15 protein-coding genes are annotated in these 18,161 nt (G+C 63.7%); 8 read left to right on the forward strand and 7 right to left on the reverse strand.

The window, feature by feature from the left end; all coding sequences use genetic code 11:
• Positions 1-171 precede the first annotated feature (171 nt).
• From PCJ49_RS04695 to PCJ49_RS04705, 3 genes are all read right to left on the reverse strand, one after another.
• Positions 172-1,149, reverse strand: a complete 978-nt coding sequence (locus PCJ49_RS04695) for a septal ring lytic transglycosylase RlpA family protein (RefSeq protein WP_269909955.1) — start codon at positions 1,147-1,149, stop codon at positions 172-174.
• 43 nt (positions 1,150-1,192) lie between these two features.
• Positions 1,193-2,200, reverse strand: coding sequence for a lytic murein transglycosylase (locus tag PCJ49_RS04700; RefSeq protein ID WP_269909956.1), 1,008 nt, complete (start codon positions 2,198-2,200; stop codon positions 1,193-1,195).
• Positions 2,201-2,296: 96 nt separating this feature from the next.
• Positions 2,297-3,079: a YdcF family protein gene (locus PCJ49_RS04705; RefSeq protein ID WP_269909957.1), complete on the reverse strand. Its 783-nt coding sequence runs from the start codon at positions 3,077-3,079 to the stop codon at positions 2,297-2,299.
• A gap of 366 nt (positions 3,080-3,445) precedes the next feature.
• On the opposite strand from PCJ49_RS04705, the gene PCJ49_RS04710 reads away from it, so the two are divergent.
• Entirely contained in the window at positions 3,446-4,750 is a 1,305-nt protein-coding gene (locus tag PCJ49_RS04710) for a bifunctional diguanylate cyclase/phosphodiesterase (RefSeq protein WP_269909958.1), read from the forward strand.
• A 150-nt stretch (positions 4,751-4,900) separates the two neighbouring features.
• Here the strand turns inward: PCJ49_RS04710 and mgtE are convergent, their stop codons facing one another.
• The 3 genes from mgtE to PCJ49_RS04725 all read right to left on the reverse strand — a co-directional run bounded on the left by mgtE (position 4,901) and on the right by PCJ49_RS04725 (position 9,178).
• The gene (gene mgtE, locus PCJ49_RS04715) at positions 4,901-6,325 is read right to left on the reverse strand and encodes a magnesium transporter (protein WP_269909959.1); all 1,425 of its coding nucleotides are present in this window, start codon (positions 6,323-6,325) and stop codon (positions 4,901-4,903) included.
• Positions 6,322-8,607, reverse strand: a complete 2,286-nt coding sequence (locus PCJ49_RS04720; RefSeq protein WP_089286793.1) for an NADP-dependent malic enzyme — start codon at positions 8,605-8,607, stop codon at positions 6,322-6,324. The genes mgtE and PCJ49_RS04720 overlap by 4 nt, the downstream gene beginning before the upstream one ends.
• Positions 8,608-8,761: 154 nt before the next feature.
• Entirely contained in the window at positions 8,762-9,178 is a 417-nt protein-coding gene (locus PCJ49_RS04725; protein ID WP_269909960.1) for a 4-oxalocrotonate tautomerase, read from the reverse strand.
• A gap of 109 nt (positions 9,179-9,287) precedes the next feature.
• On the opposite strand from PCJ49_RS04725, the gene PCJ49_RS04730 reads away from it, so the two are divergent.
• The 3 genes from PCJ49_RS04730 to PCJ49_RS04740 all read left to right on the forward strand — a co-directional run bounded on the left by PCJ49_RS04730 (position 9,288) and on the right by PCJ49_RS04740 (position 12,297).
• The gene (locus tag PCJ49_RS04730; RefSeq protein ID WP_269909961.1) at positions 9,288-10,142 is read left to right on the forward strand and encodes a LysR family transcriptional regulator; all 855 of its coding nucleotides are present in this window, start codon (positions 9,288-9,290) and stop codon (positions 10,140-10,142) included.
• Positions 10,143-10,406: 264 nt separating this feature from the next.
• Entirely contained in the window at positions 10,407-11,681 is a 1,275-nt protein-coding gene (locus tag PCJ49_RS04735) for an ATP-binding protein (RefSeq protein ID WP_269909962.1), read from the forward strand.
• On the forward strand, positions 11,674-12,297 hold the full coding sequence (locus PCJ49_RS04740; RefSeq protein ID WP_269909963.1) for a response regulator transcription factor: 624 nt from the start codon (positions 11,674-11,676) through the stop codon (positions 12,295-12,297). Before PCJ49_RS04735 ends, PCJ49_RS04740 begins: the two co-directional genes overlap by 8 nt.
• Positions 12,298-12,486: 189 nt before the next feature.
• Here the strand turns inward: PCJ49_RS04740 and PCJ49_RS04745 are convergent, their stop codons facing one another.
• Positions 12,487-13,515, reverse strand: a complete 1,029-nt coding sequence (locus PCJ49_RS04745; RefSeq protein ID WP_269909964.1) for an aspartate-semialdehyde dehydrogenase — start codon at positions 13,513-13,515, stop codon at positions 12,487-12,489.
• Positions 13,516-13,663: 148 nt separating this feature from the next.
• On the opposite strand from PCJ49_RS04745, the gene PCJ49_RS04750 reads away from it, so the two are divergent.
• The 4 genes from PCJ49_RS04750 to PCJ49_RS04765 all read left to right on the forward strand — a co-directional run bounded on the left by PCJ49_RS04750 (position 13,664) and on the right by PCJ49_RS04765 (position 17,919).
• Positions 13,664-13,999, forward strand: coding sequence for a DUF962 domain-containing protein (locus tag PCJ49_RS04750; protein ID WP_269909965.1), 336 nt, complete (start codon positions 13,664-13,666; stop codon positions 13,997-13,999).
• A gap of 39 nt (positions 14,000-14,038) precedes the next feature.
• Complete coding sequence (locus tag PCJ49_RS04755; RefSeq protein ID WP_089286702.1) at positions 14,039-14,302, forward strand: hypothetical protein; 264 nt, start codon at positions 14,039-14,041, stop codon at positions 14,300-14,302.
• Positions 14,303-14,428: 126 nt separating this feature from the next.
• Entirely contained in the window at positions 14,429-15,721 is a 1,293-nt protein-coding gene (locus PCJ49_RS04760; protein WP_269909966.1) for a pentapeptide repeat-containing protein, read from the forward strand.
• Positions 15,722-15,843: 122 nt separating this feature from the next.
• Positions 15,844-17,919, forward strand: a complete 2,076-nt coding sequence (locus PCJ49_RS04765; protein ID WP_269909967.1) for a TonB-dependent receptor — start codon at positions 15,844-15,846, stop codon at positions 17,917-17,919.
• Positions 17,920-18,161 lie beyond the last annotated feature (242 nt).

Below are 18,161 nucleotides of genomic sequence, written 5' to 3' on the forward strand. Positions count from 1 at the left end.
AGCGTCGCGCCTGCCGATACCAGGAGCCATGGATCATGGCTCCTGGTCATTACAAGTTCCCTCAAGCGCCGGGCGGCGGCATCCGCCGCCTTGGCTTGCGCGGGCATGGGCCCGCGGGCCAGCGGTCGCTGGCCTCCAAGGGTCATTTGGCATGACCCTTGGGGTTACCGCTTAATCGACGATGATGCGCGCACCATTGGTACCGGTCTGCAGCACCTGGGCCAGCACCTGATCAGCCCTGTCCACATTCTCGAACGGGCCGACGCGGACGCGGAAGAACTGCGTATCGCCCACCATCGCCGACGAGATGTTGGTGGGGGAGATGGAGTTCAAGCGCGCCCGCAGCTTGTTGGCATTATCATAGATGGTGAAGGAACCCGCCTGCACATAGATGCGCTGCGGGCCCGGCGGCACCGGCTTCTGTTCCACGACGGGGGCCGGCATGAAGCGGCCATCATCCGTGGTGGTGCCAGCAACCGTAACCGGCGGGGCAACATTGCGCGATGGGGTTGGCTTCGGCGGCGGCAGGGGGGCGCCTTCCACCGTCACCTTGGGACGGGGGGCGGCCTGCGGCACCGGGCCGCCATCAGGGGAGCCGGCCACCTGAGTGCCACCGGCATTCATCGCCGCTGCCGCAATGGCGCGGCTTTCTTCGGCCAGAATCTCCACCCGCACCTTGGCGGTGCCCTTCTGGTCAAACCCCAGCAACTGGGCGCCACGGCGCGACATATCGATGATGCGGCCGGGCACGAAGGGCCCGCGATCATTGATGCGCACCACGATGGAACGGCCATTTTCCAGATTGGTCACGCGCACCAAGCTGGGCATGGGCAGCGTCTGGTGGGCCGCCGTCAGCTCATTCTCATTATAGGCCTCGCCATTGGCGGTGGCCTTGGTGTGGAAACCGGGGCCATACCAGCTGGCAATGCCGGTCTGGTTATAGCTGTAATCGACCTGCGGATAATACCAGACCCCTTCGATTTGATAGGGGTTGCCGACCTTGTAGGTGCCGCCCGGTGTCGGGCCGGCGGCTGCGGCGGGGGCACCTGCCTGCTGGGGTGCGGCGGGCGGCGGCTTGGAGGCGCAGGCCGAAAGGCCGGCCATCGTCACACCAAACAACACCCATTTTACCACATTTGCCCGCGACATGCCGCTCTGTCCCCAACCGATTGTGGCGGCACACTACATCAAGTCAAACGCCCGCGCCAATATGGTCGGCGAGAATTCCCACCGCTGTTGCGAAATAAGTCGAGCGGTTCCAGTCCATGATGGTGCGGTAATTCTCATAGACCAGATAGGCCTTGCCGCCGGGGCCATCGGGCAGCACCAGTGACGCGGAAAGGGAGGCTGCTGGCAGTGGTTTGCCATTCATCTGATGCAGCCCGCGCTTGGCCCAGACGGACAGGGGCTGGGCCTTGTCGAATCCGGTCCAGCCGGCAGCGGCATTGCCTTTCGGCAATTTCACCTCCCGCCCCCAGGTCTGATCCATCCGCCAGCCGACCTTGGAGAGATAATTGGCGGCAGACGCAAAGACATCGGCCGGCGTGCCCCAGATATCGCGCCGGCCATCGCCGTTGAAATCCTGGGCATAGCGCAGAAAGCTGCTGGGCATGAACTGACTCTGCCCCATGGCACCGGCCCAGGAACCCAGCATCCGGTCGGCCGTGATATGGCCCTCGTCGATGATCTGCAGCGCCTCCAGCAATTCCTTGCGGAAATAGGCGCTGCGCCTTCCATCATAGGCCAGGGTCGCCAGGGCATCGACCACCTTGAAGCCGCCCATGTTGCGGCCGAAATCCGTCTCCATGCCCCAGAGCGCCACGATGAAGCGGGGCTGCACACCATAGTGCCGTCCTACCTTCTCCAGCAGGGCATGATGGGTGCGGTAAAGTTCGCGGGCCTTGGCGATCCGCTGCTTTGTCACCGTGCGGGAAAGGTAGGTATCAAAGCTGATGGTCCGTTCCGGCTGTTTGGCATCCAGTTCCAGGATGCGGGGAATCGGCGCAATCCCCGTCAGTGCCAGCTCAAGGGTAGGGGCAGAGATGCCTTTGGTCGCCGCCTCCTGCCGCAGCGCCTCCAACCATTGCGGGAAGTCCACCGTCTGTGTCGCGTTGCCCGCCACAGGCAGCAGCGAAAGACCCAGCGCGAGCAGCCATACGGCGGCCCGCCCGGTGCGGCGCGTGGATATGCTGTCGGTCAAGGCGCTGGCTCCAATTCTGCCTTCGGCCCTCTGTTTTGGCACGCGGCTGCACGCAAAAGCAACCGGGGTGCGGCGGACCAAGAGGGGGTAAGACGGTCAGGGGGCCGGGAACAGGGCGGAGGTACGGCCGGACAGCCAATAGACGATCAGCCCGCGATATTCATAGGCCGCACGTTCCAGCATCGACAGATTATCGGACAGGTTCAAGCCGAAGCGCCATCGTTCCGACCGGTTGGCCCCATAGCTGACCGGGTAGGGCACGACATCGATGCCCACCTTGCGGAAAATGCCCACGGAACGCGGCATGTGGGCGGCCGAGGTGACCAGCAGCACGCGGCCGCCCGGCGGCAGCAATGGTTGGCTGTTGACGGCATTTTCCCAGGTATTGCGCGAGGTTCCTTCCAGCCGCACCCGGTCCATATCCACGCCTAAATCGGCCAGCAGGGCGGCGGCCACCGGGGCTTCACGCGCGTCGGGTTCGCGCGGGTCGCCACTGCCGCCGCTGAAAATCACCGGGATATCCGGATAATGCCGCATCAGCCCCGGTACCACGGTCAGCCGCTCCGCCTCCTGGTTCAGCTGGGGGGCGCCATGCTCCATTGAGCCGATGGGGCCGACGGCCCCCCCCAGCACGATGATGGCATCGATTCCGCTCGGCGGGGTGCCGGGCGCCGGGAAGCGCTGTTCCAGGGGCAGCAGCACCCAGGTTGCCAAGGGCGTGACCATGATCAGGGTCAGCAACAGCGCCGCCAGGGCCAGAAACCACCGTCCCAGCGCCCGCCCGGCCAGCATCAGCAGAAAGCCGGCCAAGGCCAGCAAGCCGATGATATTGCCCGGCGCCGTCAGTGCCGCCAGCAGTTTCCCCAGCTCAAATCCCATCGCCAATGCCCTTCCCTGCTTTCAGATGATCCGTGCCCATACCGCACCGCTGCCAAAGAATTGAAGCAAATGTCCCTAATCCTGGTTCCAAATCGATGGCAATTGTGAAAATATGCTGTGGATAACCTGATGAGAGTCAGGGGTGTGGGGTTGCCATGTGTTTCCCAATGGGGATGGGGGAAGCGTTCGGTATGTTCAGCGAATTTTGGAACATATTCGTCACGGGCGCTGAACCGGAAACATTGATATACTGGTCTAACATGGAGCCATGTTTCCCTTGCCACCCCATCTATACCGTTGCCCGTTTTTCGGAATATTGACGTCGTGACATTACCCAACATCATGACGCCGGCGGAAACTCCGGCCGTGAAATCTTCCGCCCGTGATGCGGTTACGGGCCTGTGGGAGATGCGGCCCTTCATTTCCCAAGTTGATCAAATCCTTCATGATCATCAGGGGCGGCTGATCGCCGGCCTGCTGGTCATTGAAATCGAACGGATGCATCAGCTGTTCCAGGTGCATGGCCAGGGCGCGCTGGATTATGCCATGGCCCTGCTGGTGGAGCGGTTATTGCCGGCCTGTGGCCCCCAAGACCTGATCTGCCGTTTCGCCCAGACCCAGTTTGCCATTTTCCTTCCCGGACTGGATCATGCCGGCAAGGCCTTGTTCGCGGCCTCGGCCATTGCCAATAATATGGCCGCGCCGATCATCATCGAAGGCCGGCAATTGCATGTTTCGGCCAAGATGGGGGTCGCGGTTTCCCCCAATGATGCCACCGATGGCGCCAGCTTGATCCGCAATGCCTGTGTCGCCCTGCGGGAGGCGGTGGCATCGGGAACCACCAGCTATCTGCATTTCACCCGCGCCATGCAGGATGATTTGCGCGACAAGCTGGATCTGGAGGATGCCTTGCGGGTGGCCATGCAGGAAGGCCAGCTGAGTGTGCATTACCAGCCCAAGGTCGCCATCGCCGGCGGCCATGCCATCGGGGGGGAGGCGCTGCTGCGCTGGCGTCACCCAGTGCGGGGCATGATCCCGCCTGGTACTTTCATCCCTACGGCGGAGGAAACCGGCCTGATCGTCCCCATCGGCGAATGGGTGTTGCGCCAGGCGATCAACCAGATCAAGGCGTGGCTGGACCAGGGGCTGCCGCCCATCCAGATTGCTGTCAATGTGTCGGAACGCCAGTTCCGCTGGGGGCATCTGCCGGCCCTGATTGATGTGTTGCTGGCGGAAAGCGGTATCCCGCCGCATCTGCTGCAGCTGGAAATTACCGAAACCATCCTGCCGGCCGATCTTGACGGTGCCTTGCAGCAGATGCGCTGGATCGCCGATCGCGGGGTGGCGCTGGCGCTGGATGATTTTGGCACCGGCTATTCCTCCCTCTCCTATCTGCGGGAATTGCCGCTGGACTGCCTGAAGGTGGATCGGCAATTCGTCATGGATATGGAGCATGACCAATCCACCCGCCATATTGTGGAGGCCATTGTCGCCATGGCCCAGGCGATGGATCTGAAGGTGGTGGCGGAGGGGATTGAGACACAGGCGCAGTGGGAAATCCTGCAGCGGCTGGGGGTGGAGGAAGGCCAGGGCTATCTGTTCGCCCGCCCCATGCCGGCCGAGGATTTCGCCGCCTATATCCGCAATGGCGGTCCCCTGGCTAAAGGTTAAACCAAGGGGCGTGGAACACGACCCTTGGAGGCCAGCGACTGCTGGCCCGCGGGCGCGTGCCCGCGTGAGCCAAGGCGGTGGATGCCGCCGCCCGGCACTTGAGGGAACCCAAAATCTCCCTGGATCGGTCACGATCAAGGGAGATGGATATTAAAGCAACATCAGCGTTGCCAGCCCCAGGAAGGCCAGGAACCCCACCACATCGGTCACGGTGGTGAGGAAGACGCCGGATGCGACAGCCGGGTCAACGCGCATCCGGTCCAGGACAAAGGGGATCAGGGCGCCGAACAGGCCGGCGCAGAACAGGTTGACCACCATAGCGCAGGCAATCACCACGCCCAACAGCGGTTGTCCAAACCAGATATAGGCGATGACGCCGATAATAATCGCCAGGGCACAGCCATTCAACAAGCCTACCAGCACTTCCTTGCCGATCACGCGGGTGGCGTTGGCCGGTGTCAGTTCCTTGGTGGCCAAGGCGCGGACCGCCACGGTCAGGGTTTGCGTCCCGGCATTGCCGCCCATGCTGGCAACGATGGGCATCAGCACGGCCAGCGCCACCAGATGCGAGATGGTGACGGAAAACAGGTTGATCACCATGGCCGCCAGCAGCGCCGTCACCACATTGACGGCCAGCCAGCGGAAGCGTGACCGCGCGGTGCCCAGCACGGCGCGGTAGAAATCATCCTCCCCGACGCCGCCCATGGCCAGCATGTCGGCCTCCGCCTCCTCCTCGATCACGTCCACCACGTCATCGACGGTGATGACACCCAGCAGACGGCCGCCCTTATCCACCACAGGGGCAGACACCAGTCCGTAATTGCGGAACAGACGGGCCACCTCTTCCTGGTCCATGGTGGCGGGGATGCGGTGGATATCCTCATGCAGGATTTCGTTCAGCTTCACCCCGCGCCGGGCCCGCAGCACGCGTGACAGGGGCACTGTACCCACCACCCGATGCATCGGATCGACGATGAAAATATCGTAGAATTGTTCGGGTACATGGCTGTCATCGGCGGTGGCAGCGGCGCGCAGATAATCCAGCAAACCACCGACCGTCCAGAATTCCGGGACGGAAACAAATTCCCGCCCCATCAGGCGACCGGCGGAGAATTCCGGATAGGTCAGCCCTTCCTCGACCAGTGCCCTGGCCTCCGGCGGCAGGTTGGCCAGGATTTCAGCCTGCGCCTCCTCGTCCAGATCCTGGATGACGTCGATGGCGTCGTCGGTATCCAGTTCAGCAACGGCAGCAGCCAGGGCCTTCGGCTCCAACTGCTCCACCACCTCTTCACGCAGATCGACGGAGAGATAGGCCAGGATTTCAGCGTCGAAGCTGGGGCGCAGCAGCGCCACCAGCTCGACACGCCGTTCATCGTCGGCCTGCTCCAGCAGGTCGGCGACGTCGGACGGGTGCAGGTCCGCCAGCAATGTGGCAGCACCCTGCATATCGCCAGCCTCCATCAACGCGATGACGGCCAGCCGTTCACTTTCCCCGGCATCGCCATCATCAGCGATGACGTGCCGGGGGTCACCATGCGGCCGATCTGAAGGTGGGCGATCGGCCGGAGACATCATGCGGCACCTGCGGGGTTATGAACCTGCGCATCAATGACGGCCAGGGCCGACATGTTGACGATACCGCGCACCGTCACCGACGGGGTGAGGATGTGGGCCGGCTTGGCCGCCCCCAGCAGCACCGGCCCCACGGCCAGACCATCGCCCAGCACCTTCAACAGGTTGAAGGAGACGTTGGCGCTGTCACGGTCGGGCATGACCATCAGGTTGGCACTGCCCTGCAGGCGGCTGTTGGGGAAAATACGGCTGCGGATTTCCGGGCTGATTGCCGCATCTGCGTGCATTTCGCCTTCCACCTCCAGATCGCCACAACGGGCGCGGATGGCCTGCAGCGCTTCACGCATCTTCAGGGCCGCGGTATCATTATGGCTGCCGAAGCTGGAATGCGACAGCAGGGCCACCTTCGGCGTCAGACCGAAACGCCGCACCTCTTCCGCTGCCAGCTCGGTGATTTCCGCCAGATCGGCGGCCGTCGGGTTGGCATTCACATAGGTATCGGTGAGGAAGAAGGTACCGCGATTGAGGATCAGCACCGACAGGGCCGCCATGACGCGGGCCCCCTGCTTCTTGCCGATCACGTCATTCACATGCTTCATGTGCCAGTCATAAAGGCCGACCGTGCCGCAGACCAGGGCATCCGCCTCCCCCTTCTCCACCATCAGCGCACCGATCACGGTGGTGTTGGTGCGCACCACTTGGCGGGCGCGGTCGGGGGAAACGCCGTTACGTTCCATCTTGCGATGGTAGGTCTGCCAATAATCGTTATAGGCGGGGTCGTTCTGCGGGTCGATCAGGCGCACATTCTCGCCCAGGCGCAGACGCAGCCCCAGCTTTTCGATGCGGCGGGCCACCACTTCGCGGCGGCCGATCAGGATCGGCTGGGCGATACCATCTTCCAGCACCTGCTGCGCGGCGCGCAACACCCGTTCCTCTTCGCCCTCGGCATAGGCGATGCGGCGCGGATCGGCCTTGGCCTTGGCGAAGACCGGCTTCATCAGCAGGCCGGAGCGGAAGACGAACTGACCCAGCTGTTCGCGGTAGGCGTCGAAATCCTGGATCGGACGGGTGGCGACACCGCTATCCATGGCAGCCTGGGCCACAGCCGGGGCGATTTCCAGGATCAGGCGCGGGTCGAACGGACGCGGGATCAGATATTCCGGGCCAAAGCTCGGCGGTGCCTCGCCATAGGCCATGGCCACCACATCATGCACCTCCGCCTGGGCCAGACGGGCAATGGCGTTGACGGCGGCGATCTTCATAGCCTCATTGATGGTGGTGGCGCCCACATCCAACGCACCCCGGAAGATGAAGGGGAAGCAGAGGACGTTATTGACCTGATTGGGAAAATCCGACCGGCCGGTGCCGACGATGGCATCGGGCCGCACGGCCTTCACCTCATCCGGCATGATTTCCGGGGTGGGGTTGGCCAGCGCCATGACGATGGGGTGCGGCCCCATCTTCTTCACCATATCCTGCGTCAGCACGCGCGGGGCGGACAGACCCAGGAACACATCGGCATCGCCAATGATATCGTCCAGGGTGCGGGCATTGGTGGGCTTGGCGTAACGGGCCTTGCGTGGGTCCATCAACTCGGTGCGGCCTTCATAGACCACGCCCTTGATGTCGTTGACCCAGACATTTTCCACCGGCAGGCCCATATCGACCAGCAGGTCCAGACAGGCCAGGGCCGCCGCACCGGCACCGGAGCAGACCAGCTTGACGGTGGAGAAATCCCGCCCCGTCAGCTTAAGCGCGTTGGTGATGGCGGCGGCAACGATGATGGCGGTGCCATGCTGATCGTCATGGAAGACCGGAATCTTCATGCGGTCGCGGAGCTGCTTCTCCACATAGAAGCATTCCGGCGCCTTGATATCTTCCAGATTGATGCCGCCGAAGGTCGGCTCCAGCGCGGCGATGACATCGACCAGCTTGTCGGGGTCTTTCTCATTGATCTCGATATCAAAGACATCGATGCCGGCGAACTTCTTGAACAGAACGCCCTTGCCTTCCATGACCGGCTTGGAGGCCAGCGGCCCGATATCGCCCAGGCCCAGCACGGCAGTGCCGTTGGTGATCACGGCCACCAGATTGCCACGGCTGGTATATTTCGCGGCGTTGGCCTCGTCCTCAACGATGGCCTCACAGGCATGGGCCACGCCCGGCGAATAGGCCAGCGCCAGATCGCGCTGGGTGGCCAGCGGCTTGGTCGGGGTAACGGCAATCTTACCGGGCGTCGGCAACCGGTGATAATCAAGGGCCGCATCACGAAAGGCGTCGGTCATTTCCTAACTTGCTCCCAGCAACCGTAACGGAGGGTCTTTGCGGATTGTTTTTCTTTGGTCGCTAGTTAGGCTGTTCCGGGTGCGGCTGTCCAGTCTGTGGCGCTTGCGGCGGGCGTGGACCTGCCCCCCGCCCGCCGCGCCAATGCCGCGTTACTCATGCGCTGGTATTCACCTGCGACGCAGCCCAGCGCTGTTCCTGGGTCGAACCACCATAGCCATAGGCATGTCCATCGACAGCGTGGACCAGCACATAGCTTTCCGGGTGCAGAGGCCCCAACAGGTCCGCCATACCGGTGAAGGCTGCCTGCACAAACCGCGTGGTTTCTCCCTTAAGATTGGTGCCGGCCGTGATTTTGATATCCAGCCAGAAGGCGGCAAGACCAGCATCCGTGGGGCGCTGGCCGCCGATGCACCAACCGCCGGGGTCGGCCGGCTCCACCAGGACAGCGGTAACACCCTTGTCCTTTCCAAGATATTCGGCAGCCCAAGCGGCCGCAGCCTTGGCAATGGCAGGCCGGCGATCTGGCCCCCCGATCTCTGGCTCAACATAACGAATAGTGATCATCGGCATCGCTTGCTCCCATGTTCCAATGGCGATGACGAGATTATGGAGCGGTATCTATCATTTCATAACCGCATGAATTGTGATATTCAAGATCGTAAATTTTAATGGTGTGCTGATGCTTGATCTTGAATCGGTGCGCCTGTTCGTGTTGACGGTCGATCTGGGCGGGTTGACGCGCGCGGCGGAGGCTGTGGGAACCACGCAGCCGGTGGTCAGCCAGCGGATCAAGGCGCTGGAAGGGCAGTTGGGAACGCAACTGCTGGAACGCTCCCCCCGCTTTGTCCGCCCCACGGCAGCGGGGACAGCGTTTCTGGCACGGGCGCGGGCGCTGCTGGCTGCACATGACGCGGCGATCGGCTTCAGGGAGGCGCCAGCCCTGCATCTGCGGCTAGGGATCAGCGACCATGTGATGGGGGCGGCCGCTGGCACGCTTCTCCGCCGGCTGCGCGCCGTATTGCCGCCTGATCTACGCCTGGAACTGAAAGTATCCCTGTCGCAGCCCTTGCGAACGGCGTTCGAGCAAGGGGAACTGGACAGCATCATTATCCGCCGGGAGGCCGGGGGCGGCGACGGCGAGGTCTTGGGCAGCGAACCGTTGATCTGGTGTGGCGATCCAACCACCCTTCCCGGCACTTCCCCTTTACCCATTGCGTCTTTGGGGGAGCCCTGCGGGGTGCGTGCCACAGCGCTACGGGCGTTGGAACGGGACAATATTCCCTGGTACGAGAGTTTCATTGCCGGGAGCAGCAGCGCCCTGCTGGCTGGTATATCGGCCGGATTTGGGATCGCGCCGATGGGACAGTTCGGCGCTGCCAGCCATGATGTCGGGCCATTATTGGGGCTGCCCCGGCTTCCCGCGTCGAACATTGTCCTTCTGGGGCGCGCGGCCGGGCAGGCGCGCGCGAAGGCGATCAATGCCATCGCGGCCAGTGTCCGCGCGGCATTGGCCGCTGCCGCCGGGGGTAGATAAATCGTCGATCACAAGCGGGCGGACGTGCCGGCGATGAAGCGGCGGGGTGTGACTGGGGACAGGAAACGCGGGTCGTCGAAGCCCAGTTCCTGGGCATCGCCATAAATGCCAAGCCAGGGTCGATGCGGACAATTGTACCATCGGGGCAGTTATTTATCCCGCCATCGGCGTGACATTTATCCTGATACCTTCGACCTATGGCCGGTGCTGCCGTCGCGGTTTAAGCTGACTTATCACGCCCGTTGGACGGGAAGGAGGAAGGGCTTGTCGCTGCGGTGGCGGATCATTCTGCTGGTGACGCTGGCGGCGACCCTGTCGGCCCTGGCCGGGCTGGCGGTCACCGTGGCCGGTGCCCGCGTTTCTGTGCGGATGGAGATGATGGCGGCCCTGGAACTGGCGCGGGCAGAGCCACCCAGTGCAGCACTGCCGACTCATGTCCGCCATGTCACCCGCCAGTTCGTGCCCAATGGCACCCCCCTGCCCCCGGCGCAGCGGCACCATCCGGGGGTGCCGGGCTGGTTCGCCGCCCTGGTCTGGGATGGGGCGGATGATATCCTGCTGCCGGTGGAAGGCGGCGTCTGGCTGCAGCGCGCCGACCCGGCGGATGAGGTGGCGGAGGTCTGGGCGGATACGCTGGCCCTGGCGGTGACGGCTGCCATCATGCTGGTGCTGATGCTGCTGGCCCTGTCGGTTCTGGTGGGGCGGGCGCTGGCGCCGCTGAATGACTTTGCCCTGGCGCTGGACCGGCTGACGGAGGGGCGGCAGGCGGGGCCGGCTGCGGCCATTGCCATTCCCGAACTGGCCGCCATCGGCCGGCGGATCGCCCGGCTGGACCGGGAACTCGCGGCGGCACGGGCGGAGAATACCGCTTTGTCACACAGCCTGATCGCCCTGCAGGATCAGGAGCGGGCGCAGCTGGCCCGCGACCTGCACGATGAGCTGGGGCCGCTGCTGTTCGGCATCCGCGTGGATGCCCATGCCATCAGCCGTGCCGCCGCCACCGGGCCGGTACCGGGGGCGGATGCGGCGGGCCGGGCCGGGGCCATCGCCGATGCCGCCGCCGCCATCCGCGACCTGTCCCGCCGCATCCTGAACCGGTTGCGCCCGATGGGGCTGGATCATCTGCACACGGCGGAGATTCTGCGCGACCTGACGGCGGGGCTGGCGCGGCAGCACCCGCAGACCGTTTTCACCGTCGATCTGGACAGCGCGGCCTTCGCCCGCAGCGAGGCCGCCGACCTGACGCTGTACCGCATCGCACATGAGGCAATCCTGAACGCCCTGCGCCATGGCCAGCCCAGCCGCATCGGCCTGCAGGTGCAGTCCCATGCCGACCGCATCACCCTGCGGGTCAGCGATGATGGCGGCGGTATGAAGCCGGATGCCCCGCCGGGCCACGGTATCACCGGGATGCGGGAACGGGTGCGCGCGCTGGGCGGGCGCTTCAGCATCGCCAGCGGCGTGGACGGGCAGACCCTGGTGGAGGCCCATATTCCCGTGCCCGCCGTAACAGCAGAAGGATTGCATCATCATGGCTGAGGCTGCCGCTCCGCTGATTCTGGTGGTGGATGACCATGCCATCGTGCGCGGCGGCTGCCGGCAATTGCTGGAGCCGCCGCTGTCCCGCTTCCGCGTGGTGGAAGCGGCCGACGGGCAGGCCGCGCGAACCCAGGTGGCGCGTCATGATCCCGATCTGGTGATTACCGACCTGAACCTGCCGGGCACGCCCAACGGGCTGGACCTTGTACGGGAACTGACGGAGATGGGACGGCGTGTCGTTGTTCTGTCCATGCATGAAACGCCGGGCATTGCCAGCCGCTGTATTGAGCTGGGGGCCGCCGCCTATGTCACTAAGTCCGACGCGCCGGAAGCCCTGGTGGAGGCGACGGAGGCGGCCTTGCGCGGTGCGCGCTGGCTGTCGGCCGACATTGCCCGCGCCCTGGCCCTGCTCAACCGCGAAAACGATCTGACGGAGCGGGAGGCGGAGATACTGGATCTGCTGGCCGACACAGCCGACCTGGATGATGTCGGCCGCCGGCTGGGCATCAGTTACAAGACGGTAGCCAATACGCTGGTCCGCCTGCGCAACCGGTTCGGCGTGCGCCGCACGGCCGATCTGGTGCGCGTGGCGGTGCAGCGCCGGGTAGGTGGCTAGAGAATAAATATCTGTCTGATATTTCTCATTTATACCATCGGTAAAAATTCTTGACCGATGGTACGACGGCGATATGTCAGGGCTTTTTCAATAGGCCCAAGCCGTTGGCCCAATACCCCGATCCATCGGTACAAAAAAGCCCCGGAGAGCGAACCCTCCGGGGCTTTTTATCGGGCTTTGAAAGCCAGATCAGTCAGCCGGACCGATATGGCCGTCGCGGATCATCACTTCGGCAATCTGCACGGCGTTCAGGGCGGCGCCCTTGCGCAGATTGTCGGCCACGATCCACAGGTTCAGGCCATTCTCAACCGTCGCATCCTCGCGGATACGGCTGATATAGACATTGTCCTCGCCGGCAATTTCGACAGGGGTGACATAGCCCTCGTCAACGCGGTGATCGACGACAGAGATGCCGGGGGCGGCGCGCAGGGCGCGGCGGGCCTCGTCGGCGGTGATCGGGTTCTCGAACTCGATATTGACCGATTCAGAATGGCCGATGAACACCGGCACGCGCACGGCGGTGGCGGTAACCTTGATGGCGGGGTCGAGGATCTTCTTCGTCTCCACCACCATCTTCCATTCTTCCTTCGTCATCCCATCATCCATGAAGCTGTCGATATGGGGGATGACGTTGAAGGCGATCTGCTTGGTGAACTTCTTCTTTTCCACCGGATCGTTGACATAGATGGCGCGGGTCTGGGTGAACAGCTCGTCCATCGCTTCCTTGCCGCCGCCGGAAACCGACTGGTAGGTGGAGACGACGACGCGCTTGATCTTGGCCAGATCATGCAGCGGCTTCAGCGCCACCACCATCTGGATGGTGGAGCAATTGGGATTGGCGATGATGCCCTTCTTGCGCCAGCCGGCCAGATGGTGCGGGTTCACTTCCGGCACCACCAGCGGCACGTCCGGGTCCATGCGGAAATGGCTGGTATTGTCGATCACGCAGGCACCGGCAGCGGCGGCCCGGGGGGCGAATTGGGCCGATACCTTGGCGCCGGGGGAGGACAGCACGAAATCCGTGCCGCTGAAATCGAACTTGGCCAGATCCTGCACCTTCAGCACCTGATCTTCGCCGAAGGAGACCTGCTGCCCCGTGGAGCGTTCCGACGCCAGGGCCACCACTTCGGAGACCGGGAAGTTCCGGTCGGCAAGCGTCTGCAGCATCTCACGGCCGACATTGCCCGTAGCGCCAACGACGGCGACCTTGTAACCCATTTTCCCGGTCCTCAGATGATGATGTTGAAAGGATATGACGAAAGAAGCTGCCATTGCGACAGCTTCAAACGCTATTCTGACTTATTGAAAGGGCGCCCGCATGGCAAGAAAATGACACGTGCGCCCATGTTGCGGGAGGAATGCAACCATGGCACAGCGCCAGTATCGCACCTTTGCCGAGTTCTGGCCGTTCTATTTGCGGGAGCATAGCCGGCCCCGCACGCGGGCCTTGCATTACGTGGGCAGCGCCCTGGCGCTGGCCTGTCTGGCGGCGGCGATCCTGCTGCTGGATGCAAGGCTGCTGTTGGCAGCGCTGCTGGCCGGTTATGCTTTTGCCTGGGCGGCCCATGCTGCCGTTGAGCATAACCGGCCGGCCACTTTCACCTATCCGCTCTGGTCGCTGATCGCCGATTTCCGCATGTTCTTTCTGTTCCTGGCCGGCAAGCTGGGGCCGGAGTTGCGCCGCGCCGGTATTTCCGGCTGAATGCCGATGTGTGGCTGTTAACCAAAAGGGGGCATTCGCGTGTCGGAACCGATCGTGGAGATCATCGCCAAATCCATCAAGAATGCGGATAAAAGCTTCTTCAACGAAGATTATATCAAGCAGGCCAAGGCGGTGGTGGACGGGCTGCGCAAGGCGGGGCTGGAGGTGGTGCCGATCACCCCGCCTGATGCCCTGGTGACCTACGCATCGGAGAATATCCCCTTCGGTCGCTTGCGCCCCACCGACTTCATCCGCACCATGTATTCCACCATGGTGGCCAACGCCCGGAAGTTCGTCAGTTGACGCAGACGTCACGTTGACCCTGGGCCGGCAAGCCCGTACTTTCATCATATCTACTTCGGATGTTTCAGCATCCTGGTTCCGCGCCATCGGCGCATCGGCGGGCCCTATCCCGGAGAATGCAGCGGCATGGCAGAAGAGGCCCAGCCAAAAGCAGAGGCGATGACCTGGCGCCGGCCCTCCCCGGAGGAGCTGATGGAGGCGCTGCGGCGTCATACCAAGCTGATGGAAGGCAGGCTGGGCGGACAGCGGGCCATTTTCGTGCTCTGCGATCTGCGTGCTGTCAATCTGTCCGGCGCCGACCTGCGGGCGGCTGAATTGACCGGTTCCCGCTTTGATCAGGCACAGTTGGTGAAGACGCGGCTGACCGGGGCCAATCTGTTTGCCGCCGATCTGCGCCTGTCCAACCTTCAGCAGGCAGACCTCAGCAAGGCGGACCTGCGCGGGGTCACCATGCGCGGGGCCGATCTCAGCCGCGCCAAGCTGCGCGATGCCGATGTGCGGGAGGCGGTGCTGGCGGTCTATCGCGGCGGCAAGCCGTTGCCACAGGCCTTTGACGGGCGCATTGCCAATCTGGCCGCCGTCATCGCCAATTCCGCCGATTTTTCCGGCGCCAAGATGAATGGCGCCATCACCCTGAAGGCAGATTTCACCGACGCCAATCTGCGCCATGTCGATCTGCGGGGCGCTGATCTGCGCGGGGCCAACTTCAAGGGCGCTTTGCTGGAAGGCGCCAACCTGCAGGACGCCAAGCTTCAGGAAGCTGATTTCGCCGGAGCCGTGCTGACGGACGCGCTGCTGCGCGGCGCCCTGGCCGACGGGACCAATTTCCGCGGCGCCATTCTGGACAGTGGCGCGCTGGCGGATTTGCGCCGGGGCGGCGCGCTGCTGCCCGGTGCCGCCGATGAAGGGGAACCGGTAGGGCAATTGCTGGCCCGCCACGCCGAATGGATTGCCAATGCCGGCCGCAGCGGCCTGCGCGGCGATTTCAATGGGCGCGATCTGGCCGGGCACGACCTGCGCGGCAGCAATCTGACGGCGGCCCGGTTGGGCTTTGTGCTGGCGCGGCGGGCGCTGCTGTCCAATGCCGTTCTGGTGATGGCTGACCTGGAATGTGCTGACCTGCGGGAGGCGGAGTTAAGCCAGGCCGACCTGCGCGGCGCCAATCTGGAACGCGCGCATCTCAACCGTGCGCAGATGCAGGGGGTTAACCTGTCCCCGCTGGTGAGCGCTGAAATGTCCGATCGGCGCTGGCCGGCCCGGCTTTCCGGGGCGCACCTGCAACAGGCCGACCTGCGCAATGCCGATCTGCGGGGTGCGGTGGCACGGGGGGCGGATTTCACCGGTGCGGACCTGCGGGGGGCCAAGCTGGATGGCGCTGATCTGGAAGGGGCCATCTTCACCCAGGCCCGGCACGATTAATCAGGGTGCTTTCCCAACCATTTGCCGACCCTGCGACAACAGTACCCATTTGCGATACTTGACCCGTTCGCCATCACGCGCCTATCAGGAGTTACGTTATAACGTAATTTGAGAGAATCGTGATGCGCGAGGAAAAGGCGAAGGTTTGGCTGGCGGCGGCCCTGATGGGTGGGCTGATGGCATCCGCCCTGCCGGCGATGGCGCAGGATGTTCAGGTCGCGGCGGCCAACCCGCATTCCCATGATGATGTGGAAGAGATCGTCGTCACCGCCTCGCCCCTGGGTGCCCGCCAGTTTGACGTGCTGCAAGGCACCTCTGTGCTCTCGGGGGAGGCGCTGGAACGCTCGCTTTCGACCACGCTGGGTGCCGCGCTGGCCAATCTGCCGGGCATGAGCCAGACGGGCTTTGGCCAGGGCGCGTCGCGTCCGATCATCCGTGGCCAGGGCGGTGACCGTATCCGCATTCTGTCCGGCGGTATCGGCAGCATCGATGCCAGCACCACCAGCCCCGACCATGCGCCGGCCCTGGATCTGGCCACGGCCAAGCGGGTGGAGGTGGTCCGTGGCCCCGCCACGCTGATGTATGGCAGCAACGCTGTGGGCGGCGTCATCAATGTGCTGGATGGCCGCATCCCCATTGCCGCCCCCAAAGATGGGGTGGATGGGTTCGCCCGCATCGGCGTCGGCAGCAATGCCCATGAACGCTCCCTGGCGGCCGGCATGGATGCCAAGCTGGATAGCCCGCTGGTGGTGCATGTCGATGGGTTCTGGCGCCAAACCGACAATTACAAATTCCCCGGCACCCTGGAATCGGCCCGTCTGCGGGCGCAGGAGGTGGCGCAGGGGAAAACCGATGCGGACGGGCAAGACGGCCATAAGGTTCCCAACAGCAGCCTGACGCAGAAGGGGGCCACAGGTGGCCTCTCCTATGTGGCGGATTGGGGCTTCCTGGGGGCCAGTGTCAGCCGGCTGGAATCCAACTATGGCGTTCCCCCCGATGCCGGCGGGGGTGACGGTGGCGAAGATGAAGGCCCGGTCCGGATCGATCTGGGCCAGACCCGGGTCGACCTGATGGGAGAGGTGAACCAGCCCTTCCTGGTGTTCGACACCACGCGCGTCCGCTTCGGCTGGGCTGATTACAAACATACCGAGCTGGAGGATGGTGCGCCCGGTACGCAGTTCCTGAACAAGGGCTGGGAAGGGCGGCTGGAGCTGGTGCAGCACCAATATGGCGCCCTGTCGGGTGCGGTGGGCGTGCAGGCCAGCCAGCGCGATTTCCAGGCCATCGGCGAAGAAGCCTTCCTCCCGCCCAGCAAGACCGTGCAGGTGGGCGGCTTCACCGTGCAGCGGCTGGATTTCGGCCCCTGGGCGCTGGAAGGCGGCCTACGGCTGGAACAGCAGAATATCAAGGCGGACAGCATTAATTACGACCGTGATTTCACCATGGTCAGCCTGTCGGCCGGCGCCTCCTACAAGCTGGGGGATGGCTGGCTGGCGGGCATCAGCCTGTCGCGCAGCGAGCGGGCGCCGAATGCCGAAGAACTGCTCTCCGACGGCGCGCATCTGGCGACCGGCACCTATGAGCTGGGAGATCGTACGCTGGGCAAGGAAACCGGGCTGGGCGGGGAACTGACCCTGAAAAAGACCGGCGGCCCGATCACCGGATCGGCCAACCTGTTCCTGACCGATTACGACAAATATATCTATGAGCGCTACACAGGTGAGCAGCGGAATGGCGTGCCCGTGGCGGCCTTCAGCGCCACCGATGCCCGCTTCTGGGGTTTTGAACTGGAAGCGGCGACGGACCTGTTCCGCCAGCAGGATCAGCGCGTGACCCTGGATGCCGGCCTGGATTACGTGCGGGCGGAAGATACGACCACCAAGACCGACCTGCCGCGCATTCCGCCGCTGACCTTCAAGACCGGTCTGGAATATGCCCAGTCCAGCTTCTCCACTCGGGTGGAGATGGTCTGGGCTGACAGCCAGAACAAGACCAGCGCCTTTGAACTGCCGACCGATGGCTATACCCTGTTCAACGCCTCGCTCGACTGGCACCCGATCGCGGACCGCGACGTGACCATGCTGTTCGAGGTGCGCAATATCACCAACGAGGAAGTGCGGCTCTCCACCTCCTTCCTGAAGGATCGTCTGCCCCAGCCGGGCCGCGATTTCCGTATGGCCCTGAAAATGGGTTATTGATCAGTGCCTAACACCCACAGCGATGGATCATCGCTGTGGGTAATTATCAGTTCCCTGGGACTGGTGACAACCAAGGGAGTTTTCGGGCTCCATCAGTCGCTAGGCGCTGTGACGACGGTCGCCGGCCTCCACCCCGCCTATAAGGTCAACCTTTAGGCGGGGTGGTCCAAATCTTAAGAGCCATGATCCAAGGCTCTTGGTATCATGACGCCGCTGCTTATAGGAAACAAATCGGTAACACC

The sequence above is a fragment of the Niveispirillum sp. BGYR6 genome (assembly GCF_027568365.1).
Taxonomy (GTDB): domain Bacteria; phylum Pseudomonadota; class Alphaproteobacteria; order Azospirillales; family Azospirillaceae; genus Niveispirillum.